The following is a 16,164-nucleotide window of genomic DNA, read 5'->3' as shown; positions in this document are numbered from 1 at the left end:
GGCCTAGAGGCCGCCGGGGAGGCGGCCGGGGGCGAGGCGGTGGGTGGGGTCCAGGTGCTGCTTGACGGCGCGTAGCTGGGCCAGGTCGGCGCGCTCACCCCACAGGTCGACGGTGCGGCGGACGGCCGGCGGGGCGGCGAGCACCACGCACCGGCCCTGTCGGGCGAGCAGCACGCCACGCACCGCGGCCAGGATCGACGCGACCCGGCTCGGTGCCATCGCCCCGGGCAGGGCGGCGTGCACCACGCCGAGCCCGGCCGAGCCGCGTACCGGCACCGGGCCGCCGGCCGCGTCACGCAGGGCGTAGACGGCGGCGTGCAGGTCGGTCATCGGCACCTCCAGTCGCAGTGCCGTGTCGCCGGGGGCGAAGGGATAGCTGCGCCACCACGGGGGTGCCGTGCGGGCGACCGTCGCGCGGGCGCCGAGGAGACCGACCAGCCGGTCGGTCCGCTCCGCCACCTCCGCGGGGCCACCCTCGAGCAGCACCACGAGCGAACCGGTGCCCGCCGGGCCGGTCGGCACGCGCCCGGTCATCGACGGGTGCAGCGCCATCGACTCGGCGCGGCGGTCCCGCCGGGGCCGGCAGCCGGTGCCGACCGGCAGGTCCAGCTCGATCGCGGCCGGGTCGAGCCGGGCGGCGAGCACCGCCTGGATCAGGTCGTGCACCTCCAGTGGGGTCCACACCGGTCGGGTCACCCACACCCGCGCGGCCGGCACCGCCTGCACCCGCAGCGTCGCGCCGACCAGCACGCCGAGCGCGCCCTCCGAGCCGCACAGCAGCCGCGCCTCGGCCAGCCCGGCCGCTCCACCACCCGCCTCGGCCAGCTCACCGTCGGCGGCCAGGTAGCGCAGGCCGACGAGCTGGTCGCAGGCGGTGCCGTGCCGGTGCCGCAGCGGGCCGGCCTCGTCCGCCGCCAGCACCCCGCCGAGGGTGGCACCCGGCGAGGGGGCGTCCAACGCCAGTCGCCGGCCGGTGCGCTCCAGGATGGCCTGGACCGCGCGCAGCGGCGTACCGGCACCGATCTCGGCCGTGCCGCGATCCGGGGCCTGGTGCCCGATGCCGGCCAGTCTTCCGGTGTCGAGCATGATGTCGACCCGCTCGGGCGGCGCACCCCAGTCGATCTTGGTGCCGGCGCCTCGGGGCACCACGCTCAGGTCGTGCCGGGCGGCCAGCCGGAGCACCTGCGCGGCGGCGTGCGGGCCGCCGGGCACCGCCACCCAGCGGGCGGTGCTGCCGGCCACCTCGTCGGCGGGGCCGGCGAGGCGGGCGAAGCGCGGACCGCAGATCTCGGCCAGTCGGCGGGTGATGTCGCGGACACCGGACGCACCGGCGGGAGGGGGTGGCACCATGCCGGCGATCGTACATGTGTTCGAACGATCGGAGGTGGAATTGCGCCGCGCCACATGTCGCTACGGCCGGTAACGTGACGCCGTGACCACCGAGACCCCCGTTCCCGCGGCCAGGCGGGTGCCGACCGAACGTGTCCACCACGGCGACACCGTCGTCGACGAGTACGCCTGGCTCGCCACCAAGGACGATCCAGAAACGATCAAGTATCTGAACGCCGAGAACGCCTGGACCGAGGCCCGGACGGCACACCTGTCCGGGCTGCGTACGGAGTTGTTCGAGGAGATCCGGCGACGGACCCAGGAAACCGACCTGTCCGTGCCGACCCGCAAGGGCCAGCACTGGTACTACACCCGCACGGTCCAGGGCCAGCAATACGGTGTGCACTGCCGCCGGGTGGTCCACCCCGACGAGACCACCCCGCCGATCAGCGCCGACGGTGCTCCGCTGGACGGCGAGCAGGTGCTGCTGGACGGTAACGAACTGGCCGAGGGACGCGACTTCTTCTCGCTCGGCGCCTTCGACGTCAGCCCCGACGGGCGCTATCTGGCCTACTCCACCGACTTTTCCGGCGACGAACGGTTCACCCTGCGGGTCAAGGACCTGAGCACCGGTGAGCTGCTGCCCGACGAGATCCCCGGCACCTTCTACGGCACCGCGTGGTCCGCCGACGCCACGGTGCTGTTCTACGTCACGGTGGACGAGGCGTGGCGACCCAACCGGGTCTGGCGACACGTGATCGGCACCGCCGCCGCCGACGACGTGGTGGTGCACGCCGAGGACGACGAGCGGTTCTGGGTGGGGGTCGAGCTGACCCGCTCGGAACGGTTCGTGCTCATCGACATCGCCAGCAAGCTCACCAGCGAGGTACGGGTGATCCCGGCCGGCAACCCGACGGGCGAGCCCGCGGTGATCGCGCCCCGCCGGCAGGGTGTCGAGTACTCGGTGGAGCACCACGGTCACCGGTTCCTCATCCTGCACAACGACGACGCCGAGGACTTCGCCCTCGCGTACACCTCGGCCGACGCCCCGGGCGACTGGGTGCCGCTGATCGAGCACTCGCCGGGCACCCGACTGGAGTCGGTCGACGCCTTCGCCGACCACCTGGTCGTCTCGGTACGCAGCAACGGCCTGACCGGGCTGCGGGTGCTGCCCGTCGGCGGCGGCGACGCCCACGACATCGAGTTCCCGGAGCCGCTGCACACGGTCGGCCTGGACGCCAACCCCGAGTACCGCACCGGGCGGCTGCGGCTGCGCTACACCTCGCTGGTCACGCCCGACTCGGTGTACGACTACGACCTGGTCACCCGCGAGATGACGCTGCTGCGCCAGCGACCGGTGCTGCCCGGGCCGGACGGTCAGGTGTACCGCTCGGAGGACTACGAGCAGCAGCGCGACTGGGCGCTGGCCGACGACGGCACCAAGGTGCCGATCTCCCTGGTCTACCGGCGCGGCACCCCCCGGGACGGTTCGGCGCCCTGCGTCATCTACGGCTACGGCTCGTACGAGGCGAGCATGGACCCGTGGTTCTCGGTCGGCCGGCTGTCCCTGCTGGACCGTGGGGTGATCTTCGCGGTGGCACATATCCGGGGCGGGGGCGAGCTGGGTCGCCGGTGGTACGACCACGGCAAGATGCTCGCCAAGAAGAACACCTTCACCGACTTCGTGGCCTGTGCCCGGCACCTGGCCAAGGCCGGCTGGACGGCGCCGGACCGGCTGATCGCCCGGGGCGGCTCGGCGGGCGGGCTGCTGATGGGCGCGGTGGCGAACCTGGCACCGGACGCCTTCGCCGGCATCGTCGCGCAGGTGCCGTTCGTGGACGCGCTCAACACGATCCTGGACCCGTCGCTGCCGCTGACCGTCACCGAGTGGGAGGAGTGGGGCAACCCGCTGGCCGACCCGGAGGTGTACGCGTACATGAAGTCGTACACGCCGTACGAGAACGTCGCCGCCCTCGACTACCCGGCGATCCTCGCGATGACCAGCCTCAACGACACCCGGGTGCTCTACCACGAGCCGGCGAAGTGGATCGCGCGACTGCGGGCGGTCGCGCCGCAGGGTGACTACCTGCTCAAGACCGAGATGGAGGCGGGTCACGGCGGGCCGAGCGGGCGCTACGACGCCTGGCGGGAGGAGGCGTTCATCAACGCCTGGACCCTGGACCGCCTCGGCCGCGCCTGAGGCGTCGACCGGCCTGGTGTCTCAGTGACGCGACCGTGTCGCCGGGGCATCAGGCCGGGCCGTCTGCTCCGCCTCGGGACGGGGACCGAGTCCGCTGCCGATCACCACCGTCCAGAGCAGGAACGGGAGCACGGCCACCCGTTCCATCCCGCCGACACCGAAGCCGAGATCCACCTGCCCGAGGAAGAGCAGGGTTCCGGCGACCCCGGTCAGGCCGAGCAGGAGATTGACCCGACGGGCCGGACCGAGCACCGCTGACCGCTGGGGCAGCGCCGCGAGCAGCAACGCGCCGTTGCCCGCACCGAACACCAGCAACGCGGCCAGGAAGTGCAGGTTCTCGTCGACGTCCGCCGGGTGGACGCCGGCCAGCACGTACCCGCCGGCAGCGGTCAGCGCCGCGAGCTGCACGGCCCGTACGGCCGCACCACGGCCGAGCATCGACCAACTGAGCAGCAGGCCGGCGATGATGAGCAGCCCGGTGGCGATCATCGTGCCGTTCATCAGCGGATGCCACGGCGAGCAGACCGGACGCGGCCGGCTGGTGTCCCAGACGCCGCAGGCGACATTCCCGAGGTCACTGATGTTGTGGGTACGCCAGTCGTACGGCGGCTGCCGCCACCCCCGCGCGGTCACCGCGATCCCGGCGGCGAACAGCGGCGCGGCGAGCAGCAGGGCGTAGGAACCCAGACGGTGCGCAGGCATGCGTCCACTTCAGTCGATGCGGTGGCGCGGGCGCACTACCGCTGTGCCGAGGACCGGGGTAGTGCTGGCCATACCCGGGACACGGGGTCCAGCGGGCTGGGGCCGTCCGGGTCGGATCACTAGCGTCGGCGGCATGACCCCAGCCGCGCCGATCCATCTCGCCCAAGCCCTGCGGCGGCCCCGCTACTCGCTCACCGGCTGGCCGTGGCGCGCCCTGGCGTACCTGTTGACCAGCGTGCCGTTGGCCGGTGTGCTCTCCCTCGGGCTGCTCGTCCTGCTGGCACCACTTGTCGCCGCCACGAACGGGGCACGGCAGGGCCGGCCGATGCCGCTGGCGCTCACCGTCTTCCTGACCGGCGGCGCACTGCTCATCGTGGCGCTGGCACCGCTGCTCAGCGTGCCGGTGGCGGCGTTCGAACGGCACCGGCTCGGCCTGGTCGACAACCGGCCGATACCCGCGGTGCCGTGGCGTGGTCTCGCCGCCCGCTACACCACCGGCACCGCCTGGCGGGAGGCCGCCTACCTGTTCGTCCTCGGCGGCCTGGTCCCGGCCGGGTACTGGCTGTTCACCATAGTGGTGCTGTTGGACGCCGTGCTGATCGTCAGCCCCTTCCTGGTCGCCAACGGCGACGAGGTGGCGCTGCTCTGGGCCACTCCGGACACGGCGGCCGAGGCGGTCCCGCACGCGATCGTCGGGGTGCTGCTCGTGCCGGTCCTCTGGTACGCGGTCGGGGCGCTCGCCATGGCGCAGGGCACCGTCGCGCGATGGCTGCTGCGAGGCGCTCCGGACGGCCTCGCGCTGCGCGAGGTGACCCGGTCGCGCGCCCGGTTGGTCGACGCGTACGAGGCGGAGCGCCGGCGCATCGAACGTGACCTGCACGACGGCGCGCACCCCCGGCTGACCAGCCTCAGCCTGCAGATCGGTCTGGCCCGGCTGGACGTACCGGAGGACTCGCCGGCCGCCCGGCCGCTCGCCGTGGCGCACGAGCAGGCGAAGGGACTGATGGTGCTGCTCCGGCAGATCGTCCAGGGCATCCGTCCGCAGAGCCTCACCGACCTGGGGTTGGCCGGTGCGGTCCGGGAACTCGCCGACGAGGCCACCATCCCCGTCGAGGTGCACGCCGACCTGCGCCGCGCGGTGCCGGAGACGGTCGAGGCCACCGCCTACTTCGTGGTGTCGGAGGCCCTCGGCAACGTCGCCCGGCACGCCGGGGCGACCCGCGCCGAGGTCCGGCTCACCGACACCGGCACCAAACTGGTCGTCGAGATCAGCGACGACGGCCGGGGCGGCGCGGACCCGGCGCGGGGCACCGGGTTGACCGGGCTTGCCGACCGGGTGGCCGCCGCCGCGGGCCGGCTGCTGCTGGCCAGCCCGGCGGGCGGTCCCACGGTCGTCCGGGTGGAGCTACCGTGCGAGGCGTGACCCGGGTCGTGCTCGCCGAGGACGAGGTGCTGCTGCGGGAGGGACTGGTGGCCCTGCTCGCCCGCTTCGGCTTCGACGTGCTCGACGCCGTCGGTACCGCTGCCGCGCTGGTGGACGCCGTCCGGACGCACCGGCCGGACCTGGTGGTGACCGACATCCGGATGCCGCCCCGGCACCGCGACGACGGGCTACGGGCGGCGGTGGAGCTGCGCGCCGAGCAACCCGGTCTGGCCGTGGTGGTGCTCAGCCAGCACGTGCAGCCCGAGTACGCCGCCGCGCTGCTCGACAGCGCCGACGGTCGGCGGGTCGGCTATCTGCTCAAGGACCGGGTCGCCGAGGTCACCGAGTTCGTCGAGAACCTGCGTACCGTCGTCGGCGGCGGCACGGTGGTCGATCCGGACGTGGTCCGCCGGTTGCTGCACCGCCCCCGCGATCCGCTCGCCAACCTCTCCGCCCGCGAGCGGGAGGTGCTGGTGCTGGTCGCCGAGGGGCGGTCCAACGCGGCGATCGCCGGCCGCCTGCACGTCACCGAGGCGGCGGTCGGCAAGCACATCGGCAACATCCTGGCCAAGCTGGGCCTGCCGCCGGACGACGACACCAACCGCCGGGTGTTGGCGACGCTGACCTACCTGCGGGCCGCTCCCACCTGACCGCGAGCGCGGTGCCCCAGGAACGTCGGTGCTGCCCCGGCCGGCGCTAGCCGGCCCGCAGTTCCGTCACCTCGGTGGCGGACCGCAGGAACAGCAGTCCCAGCCCGATCACCACCAGCACCGCGACGATCGCGCCAGCGCCCTGCACCGCCAACTGCTGCAGCGGTACGTCGGGCGTCCGACCGCCCTGGCTGAGGTCGCCGGTGAGCAGTCGACCGATGGCGTACCCGGCGCCGAGCGCGATGAGTACGGCCGGCACCACGGGGGCCAGGATCTGCCAGGTGATCGAGGTGCCGATGGTGGCCCGGGGCACGCCGGTCGCGACCAGGGCGGCGTAGGTCCGGCGGCGGGAGACGATCCCCTCCACCAGCGTGACGAGCAGGCCGGTGGCGGCGATGGCGACCGCCACGGCCACGGCGAGGTCGACCAGATCCATGGTGTTCAGATAGAAGGAGTCGGGCGAGCCGTCGCCACCGAAGCCGGCCAACCGGTTCTGCTCCTCTTCCAGTTCGGCCCGGAGCTGGAACGAGGCCCGAAAGGCCGCCGCGCCGCCCGCGATGATCAGAGCAGCCAGCAGGGCGGCGAAGGTGCGGCTGCTGGCCCACGGGTCGTCGGTCAGCCGGCGGGCCGCCAGCAGGGCGGCCGGACGCCGGGCGTAGCGGTGCAGCGTCCGCCCGGCCAGGTGTGAGATCCAAGCAGCCCCGAAGATCACCCCCATCACCGCACCGAAGATGCCGAGCATGACGACCAGGAGCAGCCACTCGACGGCGGCGCCCCGCAACGCCCACTGGATCGGTTCGACCATCGCCGCCGCCAGCACGCCGAGCCCGATCAGCAGCGCCGGCCACGGCCGGGGCGACCCGGTGCGACCGGCCCGGCGGATCACGCCGAGCGGCGTGGTGGCGACCCGTCGCAGCAGGACGGCGGTGGCCGCCGCGGCGAGCACCGGCAGGCCGAGCACCACGATCGCCATGGCCGGCACCGGCGGCAGGACGTCGGTGGGCAGGGCCAACTGGCCGTTGGCGTCGGGACGGTGCAGCACCGACCGCCCGACGAGGTAGCCGGTCAGTCCGACCAGGGTGCCGAGCAGGCCGGCGAGCCCGGTCTCCAGCATCGCCACCCGGGTCACCTGGCCGGGGGTCGCACCGGCGAGCCGGAGCGCGGCGAGCCGACGGTCCCGTGCCGGCGCACCCAGCCGGGCGCTCTGCCCGGCCAGGGCGAGTACCGGGATGGTCAGCAGCACCAGCGCGAACGCCGTCCCACCGCGCAGCCCCGGCTCGCGCAGCAGCGCGCTGACGTACTGCTCGGACTGCTGCCACGGGTCACCCGGTGGTCCGGGGATGGCCAGCACCGTCAGGGCGGCCAGCCCGGCGAGGCTGGCCAGCAGGGCGCTCAGCGCGGTCAACGCCACCCGGGCGGCGTCGGTGCGGTTGCCGGCCAGCGCCAGCCTGGTCAGGGTCGCGAGGCTCACCGGGTGCCGCCGGCGAGCGGCGCGTCGAGGCCCAGGCCGGTGTGGTCGATCACGCCGTCGCGCAGGACCACCTCACGATCGGCGTACGCGGCGATCCGTGGCTCGTGGGTGACCAGGACGACGCTGGTGTGCTGTTCCCGGGCCAGCCGGACCAGTTGGGTGAGCACCTGCTCCCCGGCGAGAGTGTCCAACGCGCCGGTCGGCTCGTCGGCGAAGAGCACCCGTGGTTCGGTGACCAGTGCCCGGGCGGTGGCGCAGCGCTGCTGCTGACCGCCGGACATCTCGCCGGGACGCACGTCGGCGCACTCCGCCACACCCAGCCGCGTCAACCAGGTGAGCGCCGCCGTCCGTGCCGCTCGCCGCCCCGTGCCGGCGAGCAACAACGGAAGGGCGACGTTCTCCGCCGCGGTCAGCTCGGGGACGAGCTGCCCGAACTGGAACAGCACCCCGAACTCGGTACGTCGCAGCCGGGACCGGGCTGCCTCGGACCAGGTGTCCAGCCGGTGCCCCCGCCAGTTCACCTCACCGGCGTCCGGCCGCAGGATGCCGGCGAGGCAGTGCAGCAGGGTGGACTTGCCGCAGCCGCTCGGCCCGGTCACCGCGACGATCTCCCCCTCGTCGATGTCGAGGGTGATGCCCCGCAGTGCGGGTGTGGGTCCGTACGACTTCACCAGACCGCGAGCCTGAAGTAGCGTCACGAGTGCACCTCCCGGTGCCAGTCGGCGACCCGGTCCAGGGTGGTGTGCAACCACCGCAGGTCGGCGTCGAGATGGGCGATGGCGAAGTCAGCCGCCACGACGTCGTCGACGCTGGCCGACCGGGCCGTCTTCAGTGCGGTCAGCTCACGCAGCCGCTCGGTGTGCGCACGCCGCTGCGCGACGAGGTACGCCCGCGCCCGGTCCACGTCGGCCACCAGCAGCGCCACCACGACCTTCGCGAACAGCGGACTGTTCACGTACGGCATCGGCGGCTCGACGCTGCTGAGCCACCGGTCCAGCGTGGCCCGCCCCTGCTCGGTGAGCGTGTACGCCGTCCGGTCCGGGCCGGCGAGGCGCTCCGGGCCGGTGGACGCCACCAACCCGTCCCGCAGCAGCCGACCCAGCGTGGCGTAGACCTGCCCGAACGCCAACGGGCGGGCCTGCGGCAGCCGCGTGTCGTGGGCCCGCTTCAACTCGTAACCGTGCATGGTGCCGGTGGCGAGCAGACCCAACAGCAGGTGCGGTGTGGACACCACGCCACTATTCACTGAGTGAATAGTGGCGTCAAGGTGGCTACCGGCGGGTCGCCGGTCAGCCGACCGGGGACCAGGCCGGATCGCGGCCGGTCATGCCGAGCAGCCGGGGCAGGTCCGGCGGGCCAGCCTCGACCGGCACCGCCTCGGCGAACACGCCCATCTGCCGCGCCGTCGGACCGAGCTGGCCGGCCAACTCGTGCAGCGCGGGCAGCACCTCGGCCGCCGCACCGTACGGCTGACCTGTGGCGACCGCGAGGTCCCAGCCGTGCACGGTCAGGTCGAGCAGCGCCATCGCACCCACCACCTGCTGCGGCATCCCCATCCCCGGCGAGACGCCCTGCTCGCTGGCCGGGTCCGACCACGCCTCGACCAGTCGGCGGGTCTCGGCCGCGAACCGGTCGCGCCAGCCCTCGGTGAGGTAATCGGGCTTGTCGGCCCAGGTCACCGGCGAGCGACGGGCGAGGGTCTGGAAGTTGACCACCACCTCGTACAGGTGGTTGATCAGGTCGCGGACGCGATAGTCCCGACAGGGAGTCGGCAGGTCGAGCTGGTCATCGGTGATCTGCCGAAGCACCGCCACGGTTCCCGGCGCCGCGGCCGCCAGCAGGTCGCTAGTGTGAGTGGCCATAGGGCCAGCGTATGAGGGTGGTCTTGAACAAATGCGACAGCCGCGCGCAGATCACCGGGGCATCCTCGACCCGGCCCGGTTGAAGCGGCGGGTGCGGTTCCGACGGCACCTGCCCGCGGTTCCGTTACGCCATTGGGTGGAGCACTACTGGCTGGTCGACTGGGACCTCACCGAACCGTTCGAGCAGCGGATCGTCCCGCATCCGGCGGTCAACGTGGTGTTCCAGCGCGACGGTGACGGCCCGGAGCGCGCGGAGGTGGCCGGCGTCGGCACCGAACTCTTCTCGATCACCCTGACCGGCTCCGGGCGGGTCAGCGGGGTGCAGTTCCGGCCCGGCGGGTTCCATCCGTTCTGGCGGCGGCCGGTCGCCGAGCTGACCGGCCGACGACGTCCACTCGTCGACCGGGCAGACCTCGGCGTGACCCCGGTCTGCGCCGGTACGGACGCCGAACGCGGCCAGGCGTTGGACAGCCTGCTGACCGGCTGGGCACCCCGACCGGATCCGGTGAACGACGAGGTGATGCGCCTGGTCGAGACGATCCGGACCGACCGGAACGTACGCCGGGTCGACGAGTTCGCCCGCGAGCACGCGGTGTCCGTCCGCCGGTTGCAGCGACTCTTCCTCACCCACGTCGGAGTCGGTCCCAAGTGGGTGATCCGCCGCTACCGGCTGCACGAGGCGATCGAACGGGCGGCGGACGGGCTCGACTGGGCCGGGCTCGCCGTCGAACTCGGCTACAGCGATCAGGCCCACCTGGTACGCGACTTCACCGCGACGACCGGCGTCTCCCCGGCCGCGTACGCCCAGCGCCGACGGTAGGTCGGTTGCTGGCGTCGAGGGGGGGTCGCCCAGCACCTCAGCGGCGGCGGAGAGCGACCACGGCCACGTCGTCCTGGATCTCGTCCGGGGCCAGCTCGACGAGCAGCCGCTCGCAGAACCGGTCGAGGTCGTCGTCGACCTCGCTGGCGCACGCCGATAGGGCGGTCAGGCCCTCGTCGATGGTGGCGTCCCGTCGTTCGATCAGACCGTCGGTGTAGAAGACCATCGTCGCACCGGCCGGCAGCACGAACTCCAGGTCGGCGGGGCGGGGCGCGCGCACCCCGAGCAGCGGCGCGGCGTGCTGCAGGTACTCGGCCTTGCCGTCCTGCACGATCAACGGCGGCAGGTGACCGGCGCTGGCCAGCCGGACGTGACCGGTCGTCGGCTCCAGCAGCAGCACGCAGATCGTCGCCAGCTCGTCGGGCAGCAGCGTACGCATCAGCTCGTTGACCCGGTGCAGGATCTCGCCCGGCTGGTGCCCCTCCACCGCGTACGCCCGCAGCGCGTGCCGCAGCTCGGCCATGATGGTGGCGGCGTGCAGGGAGTGGCCGGCCACGTCCCCGATGGCCAGCAGCAGGTGACCGTCGAGCATCACCAGCTCGTAGAAGTCGCCGCCCACCTCGGTCCGGGCGCTGGCCGGCTCGTAGCGCACGGCCAGGTCGAGGCCGGTGATCCGCGGGATCTGCCGGGGCAGCAGGCTGCGTTGCAACGTCACCGCGATCCGGTGTTCCTCGTCGAAGGAGCGTTGCGCCTCCACGGCGGAGGCCACCGCCTGGGCGAGCTGGACCAACACCGGGGTACGGGCGGTCTGCGTCGCGGTGGGTACCACGACGTAGAGCGGCGCGCGGTCCTCGCGCAGCCGGGCGGCGGCGACGGTGACGGTGTCGCCGGCCGGCCAGTCGACAAGCGACCATCCGTCCGGCTCCTGCACCACGACGGTGGCGCCGGTGGGCACCCCGGTGTCGTCGACGATCCAGGTCACCACGCGGGGCTCGGCACCGGGCCCCGCGCAGACCCCGGCGAGGCAGTCCCCGTCGAAGGTCTCGGCGACCACCGCGGCGGGGCTCTTGAAGATCTCCGCGGCGCCGGCCGCAGCCGCCTGCAGCAGCCTGGTGAAGCTCGGCGCGGCGTGCACCGCGACGGTCGTGTCCGCCAGCCCGGTGAGCCGCTCGGCGAGCAGCTCGGCCCGCTGCCGGGCCTGGTAGTACCGCAACACCGACTGGGCGGTGGCAACCAGTTCCTCCGGCTCGATCGGCTCGGCCAGGTAGGCGTCCGCCCCCCGGTTCAGGCCCTGGGTCCGGTCGTTCGTGTCGACCGCGTGCGCGGACACGTGGATCACCGGCAGCGCCGGGTGCGCCGACTTGATCCGCTCGCACACCTCGAAGCCGCTGAGGTCCGGCAGCCGGACGTCGAGCACGACCAGGTCGATCGGGTCCACCCCGACCCGGCTGAGCGCCTCGCCACCCGTCTCCGCCTCCAACACGGTGAAGCCGGCCCGGGTCAGCCAGCTCACCAGGAGGTAGCGCTTGGTCCGACTGTCGTCGACCACCAGCACTGTCGCCGCGCCGTCCACGTCACGTCCCGTCCGTGGGCAGCCACACCGTGAAGGTGCTGCCGCGACCCGGCTCGCTGGCCAGGTCGAGAGTGCCGCCGAGCAGGTTCACCAGCCGCCGGGCGTACGGCAGGCCGAGGCCGGTGCCGCCGACCCGGGTCGGGCCGGGCGCCTGGTAGAACTCCTCGAACACCCGGTCGTGCAGCTCCGGCGGGATGCCCGGTCCGGTGTCGGAGACGGTCAGCCGCCAACCGTCACCGTGCCGCTCCGCACGCAGCCGGACCTCGCCCGCGGTGGTGAACTTCAGGCCGTTGTGCAGCAGGTTGCGCAGCACCTGGGCGAGCAGTACCTCGTCGGTACGCACCGTGGCCGGCGTGGCCGGCTCCTCCACCACCAGGTCTACGCCGTCGGCGGCCGGCAACGCCCGTAGCGTGCCGCGCAACTGGCCGAAGACGGCCCGCAGGTCCACCTCGGACCACTCCGGCTCGATCCGCCCCGACTCCGCCTTGGCCAGGTCGAGCAGCTCGTTGACCAGCGTGAGCAGGTCCGACGCCGAGGCACGGATGAGGCCGACCTGGCGTTCCTGCTCGGTGGTCAGCGGGTCGGACGCGGAGTCGCCGAGCAGGCGGGCCAGCCCGATGATCGCGGTCACCGGTGCCCGCAGCTCGTGGCTGACGTTGGCCAGGAACCGGCTCTTGGACTCGCTGGCCGCGCGCAACTGCGCCGACTTCTCGTCCAGCTCCGCGTAGAGCGCCACCACGCCCTGGTTGGTCGCCTCCAACTCGTCGGTGAGCTGTTGGTAGAGCGCCATCACGCCCCGGTTGGTCTGCTCCAGTTCCTCGTTGAGCCGGGCCAGCTCGTCGCGCTGGTTGCGCACCTCGTCGAGGGCGTTGATCAGTTGAAGGTTCTGGGTGGCGAGTTCCTCCTCGGCGGTGCCCGGGGCGCTCTCGCCGAGTTGGGCACGCAGCTCCGCCAGGCGCTCGGCGGTGAGCGCCTGGGCGGTGGCGGGAACCCGTCGTGACATCCTGACGACCGTAACCCCCTGAACCGTCAGCACGCTCAATGTGTCCACCAGGCGTGCCACCGCGCCCGACTCCGGCTCGTACCGCCCGCTCGGCAGGGATGCCACCGGAGTGAGGTCGACGTGCAGGTGGCAACGGCCGTCCGGCGACTCGGCGACGGCGAAGACCACGTCGGCACCGCCGACCGCCCGCAGCAGGTCCCGGGCGACCTCGCTCAACGCGGTGGCGATCCGGACCTGGTCCTGATGTTCCAGTCCGACCGCCGCGGCGACCTCCCGGCCACGCTGGCGGACCACGAAGATGTCCTGCTCCACCCGTAGCGCCATCCTCAGCACCGGCGTCGTGGTCATGACCAGGACCTCGCCACCAGCACCCCGGCGTCGTCGCGCCGGATGCCGGCGTCGCGTAGCAGGGTGGCGGCCACCACCAGGGGCGCCCGCCCGGCCAGGCCCGGGTAGTCGGCCAGGCGCCACCTGTCGACCACGCCGTCGGTGTGCATGACCAGCAGGCTGCCCGCCTCGAAGGGATAGTCGTACTGGCGGATCACCGGTCGTTGGTGCCCGGCGATGCCGGGCAGCGAGACCAGGCCGCGACGCCGACCGTCGCCGGTGGCCACGACGCCGGTGATGTTGCCCAGCCCGGCGTAGCGCAGCATGCCGGCCGCCGGATCCGGTTCGGCCACGGCGAGGGCCGCACCACGGGTGTGCGACATCGACCGGTGCAGGTGACCGACCACCTCCGCCGGTGAGCCCGCCGGGGCGTCCCGGAAGGCGGCGAGCGCCGCGTCGGTGGCCGCGGCGGCCAGCGGCCCGTGCCCCAGACCGTCGGTGACCAGCACCTGACGGCGGTCGCCCACGATCCGGACCGCGTAACCGTCCCCACTGACCGTCTCGCCGGTCAACGGCCGGGTCAGTCCGCCGACCCAGGACGCCGCCGGGTCCGGGGCGGCGAACACCCGCACGGCGATGACCGTCCCCCGGCCCGGCCGCGAGTACGCGTCGAACCAGCTCGCCTGCCGGACGATCGCGCCCAGACCGATGCCCAGGGTGCCGGCGGTGGAGTGCCCGTCGCGGGCGGAGTCGGCGAGGTCGACCATGCCCGGACCGGTGTCGACGGCGATCATCTCCACGCCGGCGTCCAGCTCGCGGCGCACCGGTCGGAGCAGCAGCAGCCCGTCGTCGGCGTGCTTGATGAGGTTGCTGGTCAGCTCGGCGGCCACGATGGCCAGGTCGGCGATCCGCCCGGCGGGCAGACCCAGCTGGCCGCCCAGCCGCTCGGCGGCCCGCCGCACGGCGCTGCCGGCGCTGCCGTTCTCCACCCGGAACCAGGTGCCCCGGTCGGCGACCGGCTCGACGGTCACCGGGACCACTTGGTGATCGTGATCCGGGTGCCCTGGCCGGGCGCGGTCTGGATGTCGAACTCGTCGACGAGTCGTCGGGCGCCGCTGAGGCCGAGGCCGAGGCCACCACCGGTGGTGTAGCCGTCGGTCAGCGCGAGATCCAGGTCGGCGATGCCGGGACCCGAGTCGGCGAAGACGATCCTGATGCCGGCTCGCCGGCCGTTGTCGATGGCGGTCACCTCGACCGTCCCGCCGCCACCGTAGACGAGCGTGTTGCGGGCGAGTTCGCTGGCGGCGGTGACCACCTTGGTCTGGTCGACCAGGGAGAGCCGGACCGCCACGGCGACGGTACGCACCAGCTGACGGACGCGTACGACATCCTCGTCGCTGCCGACCGACTGCGCCTGGGGGCGGCCCAGGTCGACCCCGCTCGTCATGGTGACGCCGTCGGCTCTGGGACCGGCTCGTCGTCCGGATCGTCGTGGTCGTCGGCCCGGTCGATCGCGATGAGTTCCATCCCCCGCTCGACGTTGAGTGCGGTACGGATGCCGTTGAGCGACAGCCCCAGCTCGACCAGGGTGATGGCGACGGCGGGGCGCATCCCCACGACCACGGTCTCCGCGTCCAGCACGCGGGAGATCGAGGCGATGGTGGAGAGCATCCGACCCACGAAGGAGTCGACGATGTCCAGCGCGGTGATGTCGATGATCACGCCGTGGCAACCGGTCGCCACGATCCGCTCGGCCAGGTCCTCCTGGAGGGCGACCGCCGTCTGGTCGGACATGTCGACCTGGATGGAAACCAGCAGGATGTCGCCGATCTTGAGGATCGGCACCCGCTCCATCACGCCTCCCGACGCGACTGGCGGCGGGACGTCTCCACCCCGGTGAGCCGCAGCACGTGCCGCAGCGCGTCGGCGAGACTCGCCTTGGTGGCGATGTCACCGAACTCGATGCCGAGCGCCACGATGGTCTGCGCGATCTGCGGCCGGATGCCGGAGATGATGCAGTCGGCGCCCATCAGCCGGGCGGCCACCACGGTCTTCAGGATGTGCTGGGCCACCTGGGTGTCCACCGCCGGCACGCCGGTGATGTCGATGATCGCGTACGGCGAGCCGGTGTCGACCAGGGTCTGCAGCAGTCGTTCCATCACCACCTGGGCGCGGGCCGAGTCGAGCGTGCCGACCAGCGGCACGGCCACCACACCCTCCCAGAGCTTGACCACCGGAGTGGAGAGCTCCAGCAGTTGCTCGGCCTGATCGGCGATCAGGCTCTCCCGGGTGCGGACGAAGGTCTCGAAGGTGAACAGGCCCATCTGGTCGACGAGCGCCGAGAAGGAGACGTAGTCACGCAGCGTCGCGGCATCCTGGTCGGTCCCCAGCACGCTGAGCAGCGCCTCCTTGAGGGCGAACACGCCGGTGGCGGTCTCGGTGGCGGAGAAGCCCTGCCGGGCCTGGCCGCGGGAGAACTCGGCGAGCACGGCCCGCAGCTCGGTGGCCTCTTCTGCGTTCAGGTCCACCGCGCCCTTGCCGAGGGCGTCGACCAGAGCACGGTGCAGCTCCTGCACCTGCCGGACCAGTTCGGCCTGGCTGAGCCGACCCCGCAACTGCCCGGCGATGATCTCCGTCCACCGCTGGGTGACCGGCTCGGCCCGGCCGGTCAGCAGCTCACCCAACCGGCCGCTCTCGTCAGCGCTGAGCGCCATGGCAATACCCCCTAGACCTGGACCGGCCGGACTCTATCACCGGGGCCCGACGAACTACTTGTCGCAGAGCAACGGAATGACGGTGACCAC

16 protein-coding genes are annotated in these 16,164 nt (G+C 72.9%); 4 read left to right on the top strand and 12 right to left on the bottom strand.

What is annotated here, in order from left to right; genetic code table 11:
• Positions 1-3: 3 nt before the first annotated feature.
• The gene (locus O7597_RS13145; protein ID WP_281582853.1) at positions 4-1,350 is read right to left on the bottom strand and encodes an FAD-binding oxidoreductase; all 1,347 of its coding nucleotides are present in this window, start codon (positions 1,348-1,350) and stop codon (positions 4-6) included.
• Between the two features lie 82 nt (positions 1,351-1,432).
• Between O7597_RS13145 and O7597_RS13140 the strand changes: the two genes are divergently transcribed.
• On the top strand, positions 1,433-3,529 hold the full coding sequence (locus tag O7597_RS13140; protein WP_281582852.1) for a S9 family peptidase: 2,097 nt from the start codon (positions 1,433-1,435) through the stop codon (positions 3,527-3,529).
• Between the two features lie 21 nt (positions 3,530-3,550).
• Here O7597_RS13140 and O7597_RS13135 read toward each other — a convergent pair whose 3' ends face one another.
• A complete protein-coding gene (locus tag O7597_RS13135) occupies positions 3,551-4,231 on the bottom strand; it encodes a DUF998 domain-containing protein (protein WP_281582851.1) in 681 nt (226 codons plus the stop codon).
• Positions 4,232-4,364: 133 nt separating this feature from the next.
• Between O7597_RS13135 and O7597_RS13130 the strand changes: the two genes are divergently transcribed.
• Both O7597_RS13130 and O7597_RS13125 read left to right on the top strand, forming a co-directional pair.
• A complete protein-coding gene (locus tag O7597_RS13130; RefSeq protein ID WP_269740317.1) occupies positions 4,365-5,654 on the top strand; it encodes a sensor domain-containing protein in 1,290 nt (429 codons plus the stop codon).
• Positions 5,642-6,304, top strand: coding sequence for a response regulator transcription factor (locus tag O7597_RS13125; protein WP_281582850.1), 663 nt, complete (start codon positions 5,642-5,644; stop codon positions 6,302-6,304). The genes O7597_RS13130 and O7597_RS13125 overlap by 13 nt, the downstream gene beginning before the upstream one ends.
• A gap of 46 nt (positions 6,305-6,350) precedes the next feature.
• Here O7597_RS13125 and O7597_RS13120 read toward each other — a convergent pair whose 3' ends face one another.
• The 4 genes from O7597_RS13120 to O7597_RS13105 are packed head-to-tail and all read right to left on the bottom strand — an operon-like array spanning position 6,351 to position 9,637.
• Positions 6,351-7,775, bottom strand: coding sequence for an FtsX-like permease family protein (locus O7597_RS13120; protein WP_281582849.1), 1,425 nt, complete (start codon positions 7,773-7,775; stop codon positions 6,351-6,353).
• Complete coding sequence (locus O7597_RS13115; RefSeq protein ID WP_281582848.1) at positions 7,772-8,473, bottom strand: ABC transporter ATP-binding protein; 702 nt, start codon at positions 8,471-8,473, stop codon at positions 7,772-7,774. Before O7597_RS13115 ends, O7597_RS13120 begins: the two co-directional genes overlap by 4 nt.
• Entirely contained in the window at positions 8,470-9,006 is a 537-nt protein-coding gene (locus O7597_RS13110) for a PadR family transcriptional regulator (RefSeq protein WP_269740320.1), read from the bottom strand. The genes O7597_RS13115 and O7597_RS13110 overlap by 4 nt, the downstream gene beginning before the upstream one ends.
• 58 nt (positions 9,007-9,064) lie before the next feature.
• Entirely contained in the window at positions 9,065-9,637 is a 573-nt protein-coding gene (locus O7597_RS13105; protein WP_281582847.1) for a TIGR03086 family metal-binding protein, read from the bottom strand.
• A gap of 31 nt (positions 9,638-9,668) precedes the next feature.
• On the opposite strand from O7597_RS13105, the gene O7597_RS13100 reads away from it, so the two are divergent.
• Entirely contained in the window at positions 9,669-10,457 is a 789-nt protein-coding gene (locus O7597_RS13100; protein ID WP_269740322.1) for a helix-turn-helix domain-containing protein, read from the top strand.
• A gap of 37 nt (positions 10,458-10,494) precedes the next feature.
• Here the strand turns inward: O7597_RS13100 and O7597_RS13095 are convergent, their stop codons facing one another.
• The 6 genes from O7597_RS13095 to O7597_RS13070 are packed head-to-tail and all read right to left on the bottom strand — an operon-like array spanning position 10,495 to position 16,074.
• Positions 10,495-12,030: a SpoIIE family protein phosphatase gene (locus O7597_RS13095; protein WP_281582846.1), complete on the bottom strand. Its 1,536-nt coding sequence runs from the start codon at positions 12,028-12,030 to the stop codon at positions 10,495-10,497.
• Position 12,031: 1 nt separating this feature from the next.
• The gene (locus tag O7597_RS13090; RefSeq protein WP_269740324.1) at positions 12,032-13,381 is read right to left on the bottom strand and encodes a sensor histidine kinase; all 1,350 of its coding nucleotides are present in this window, start codon (positions 13,379-13,381) and stop codon (positions 12,032-12,034) included.
• Entirely contained in the window at positions 13,378-14,400 is a 1,023-nt protein-coding gene (locus tag O7597_RS13085) for a SpoIIE family protein phosphatase (protein WP_269740325.1), read from the bottom strand. The genes O7597_RS13090 and O7597_RS13085 overlap by 4 nt, the downstream gene beginning before the upstream one ends.
• Positions 14,388-14,807: an ATP-binding protein gene (locus tag O7597_RS13080; RefSeq protein WP_269740326.1), complete on the bottom strand. Its 420-nt coding sequence runs from the start codon at positions 14,805-14,807 to the stop codon at positions 14,388-14,390. The genes O7597_RS13085 and O7597_RS13080 overlap by 13 nt, the downstream gene beginning before the upstream one ends.
• A complete protein-coding gene (locus O7597_RS13075; protein WP_281582845.1) occupies positions 14,804-15,214 on the bottom strand; it encodes an STAS domain-containing protein in 411 nt (136 codons plus the stop codon). Before O7597_RS13075 ends, O7597_RS13080 begins: the two co-directional genes overlap by 4 nt.
• Positions 15,214-16,074 (bottom strand): STAS domain-containing protein, encoded by an 861-nt coding sequence (locus O7597_RS13070; RefSeq protein ID WP_281582844.1) that lies wholly within the window; start codon positions 16,072-16,074, stop codon positions 15,214-15,216. The genes O7597_RS13075 and O7597_RS13070 overlap by 1 nt, the downstream gene beginning before the upstream one ends.
• Positions 16,075-16,164 lie beyond the last annotated feature (90 nt).

The organism is Verrucosispora sp. WMMC514 (assembly GCF_027497295.1).
In the GTDB taxonomy this organism is placed as follows: Bacteria; Actinomycetota; Actinomycetes; order Mycobacteriales; family Micromonosporaceae; genus Micromonospora; species Micromonospora palythoicola.
The sequence above is the reverse complement of the archived record's forward strand: the minus strand, read 5'-3'. Positions and strand labels throughout refer to the sequence as shown.